Annotated in this window: 2 protein-coding genes and 1 pseudogene; all 3 read right to left on the bottom strand. The window is 72.8% G+C overall.

The window, feature by feature from the left end:
- Positions 1-1,530: translation initiation factor IF-2 N-terminal domain-containing protein (locus VGB60_RS09270; RefSeq protein ID WP_331037982.1), on the bottom strand; the 1,530-nt coding region annotated here is incomplete at its 3' end.
- Positions 1,531-1,611: 81 nt separating this feature from the next.
- On the bottom strand, positions 1,612-2,280 hold the full coding sequence (locus tag VGB60_RS09275; RefSeq protein WP_331037983.1) for an RNA-binding protein: 669 nt from the start codon (positions 2,278-2,280) through the stop codon (positions 1,612-1,614).
- A gap of 18 nt (positions 2,281-2,298) precedes the next feature.
- Positions 2,299-2,550 (bottom strand): annotated as a pseudogene (locus VGB60_RS09280) (transcription termination/antitermination protein NusA); the annotation flags it as partial.

Genomic DNA, 2,550 nt, shown 5'->3' on the forward strand with positions numbered 1-2,550 from the left:
CTTGCCGTGGTCGACGTGGCCCATGATGGCCACCACCGGCGCGCGGGGCGTGACCGCCTCGTCGTCGATGGCGTCGGACAGGAAGCCCGCCTCGACGTCGGATTCCGACACGCGGCGCACCGTCATGCCGAACTCGTCGGCGACCAGTTCAGCGGTGTCGGTGTCGATGACGTCGTAGATCTTCATCATCCGGCCCTCCTTCATCAGGAACTTGATGATGTCGACGCCGCGCACCGCCATCCGGTTGGACAGCTCCTGCACGGTGATGACGTCGGGAATGACGACCTCGCGCGGACGGTTCGGCGCATCGGTCGAGCCGCCCTTGCGCTTCTCTTTTTCGCGTTCGCGGGCGCGGCGGACCGAGGCCAGCGAGCGCATCCGCTCGGCGGTGTCACCGTCGCCGGCGACGGACTGGATGGTCAGGCGGCCTTCACGGCGCTTGGGCTCGCCGCGGGTGCGGCTGACGGCCTTGCCTGCGTCGGAGAAACGCTTGTCGCGATCGTCCTCGGGCTTGAGCGGGCGAGCGAAGCCGCCGCCGGGAGCCCGGCTGGGCCGGGCGACCTCGGCCTGCGCCGGGGGAGCGTTCGGCGTCGGACGGCCGCCGGGACCGGTCCGGGGGCCCGGGCGGGCCGCGCCGGGAGCGGGACGCGGCGTCAGGGCCGAATAGCGGACAGGCTCGGCCGGACGGCCGCCTGCGGGCCGGGCGGCCTGCGGACGGTCCGAATAGGCGCGCTCGCCTCCGCCCATCGCTTCCTCACGGGCGGAGCGGCCGCCGAAGGCGGGACCGGCCGGGGCGCGGGAGGGGTTGGGCGCCTTGGGCACGCGCTGGCCGAAATTGACCACCGGGCGCGCAGGCGGCGCGGGCCGGGGAGGCGCGGCGGGCGCCGGAGGCGGAGTCGGGGCGGCGGCTTCGACCGGAGCCGGCGGCGTCGGAGCGGGCGTCGGCGCGGCCGGTGCCGCCGGGGCGCGTTTCGCGGGAGCGGCGGGCGGCGCGGCGGCGCTCAGCTTGGCGGCTTCTGCGCGGGCGGCCTCGGCGGCGGCGCGCGCGGCTGCGGCTTCGGCCTGGGCGGCGCTGGCGGTCTGGGCCGCGGCGGCGGCCTGTTCACGCGCGGCCTGGTCGCGGCGCGCCTGTTCGGCGGCGGCGGCCTGGGCCTTCTGGGCCTGTGCCTGCGTCGCGAGCTCGATGGCGCGGCGGCGGGCTTCCTGTTCCTCGGTCGACAGGCGGCCGCCGGCGGGACCGGTCACGGCCGGACGCGGAGCCTGCGGCGCCGGCGCATCGGTGCGCGGACGACCGGCGACGTCGAAGCCCTGCGGGCGCTGGTGGCCCGGCGTGGCCCCGAGGCGGCGCTTGGTCTCGACCACCACGGTCTTGGTGCGTCCATGGCTGAAGCTCTGGCGCACGGTGCCGGTCGCGACCGATCCCGCCTGCCGCGGCTTGAGGCTCAGGGGCGCGCGCGGTCCGGTCTGGGACGGAGTCCCGGCCGGCGCCTGCGGTTGGCCGTCGTTGGTCTTGTCGTTCTCGTCAGTCATCCGGTCGCTTTATTCGGGACGGCGGATGATCCGCCGTCGTCTCGCTCAAACACAAAAAGCCGCGCGTCGCTCCGCTTCCGATCAGGAAGCGAAACCCCGCCCGTCCAAATCCTTATTCGGGGCCTCAGCCCGCTCCACGTCCCACTCCGGGGGCAGAAGCGGTCGAAATCCCGCCAGTCGTTCGACCTCTATGGTCCAGCGATCGGCCCGCCCGCCCTCAAGCAGGACGGCGTGTATCGCATTTTCCAGCCCAAGGGCCAAACCCAAATCGTCCGCTTTGAAGACGCCGCAGACTTTCGGGGGCGGCGCGATGTGTTTCGCGAGCGAAAGCAGCTTGCCGCGGCCGTCCGCGGATCCGTCCGCCGCCTCGACGATCCACGCCGCCTTGCCGGCCCGCACCGCGGCCAGCGATTTCTCGAACCCCGAGATAAGAACGCCCTCGCGCCGGGCAAGGCCGAGCTGCTCCAGACAACGGCGGACGAGCAGGTTTTCGACCGTCTCCGCCAGATCGGGCGCCGGCTTCAGCGGCGCCTTGGCCGCGCGCGAGAAAAGGTTCTTCTTCACCGCCGCCTCGATAGAGGCGCGGTCGGCGGCGACCCAGAGGCCGCGACCCGGCAGCTTGCGGGCGAGGTCAGGGGCCACCGAACCGTCCGGAGCGGCGACGAAGCGGATCAGGCGAGATTCGTCCATGACCTGGTGGGTGACCAGGTCGCGCCGCTCTCTATCGATCGTCGCTTCGCGCAGACTCATGAACGGTCCGGGCTCCCATCACGCGTCGCGCGACTGCTCGAGGTCTTCGGCGAAGACCTCCGCATCGCCGGCTTCGAGGACAGCTTCTTCCAGACCTTCGTCGCCTTCGGCCGCGGGGGCCTCGCCGAAGACCGCCTCGGGGTCGTATTCGCCGTCAGCCAGCTCTTCCTCGTATTCCGGCTCGGGCGGCTGCGGCAGTTCGGAGGCGTCGATCCAGCCGGCGGCGACCCGCGCCTGCAGGATCAGCATTTCGGCGTCTTCCTGAGCGAG

Source organism: Brevundimonas sp. (assembly GCF_036399195.1).
Classification (GTDB): domain Bacteria; phylum Pseudomonadota; class Alphaproteobacteria; order Caulobacterales; family Caulobacteraceae; genus Brevundimonas.

Coding starts and splice junctions, on each gene's coding strand:
- VGB60_RS09275 (WP_331037983.1), bottom strand. CDS start 2,280: ATGAGTCTGCGCGAAGCGACGATCGATAGAGAGCGGCGCGACCTGGTC.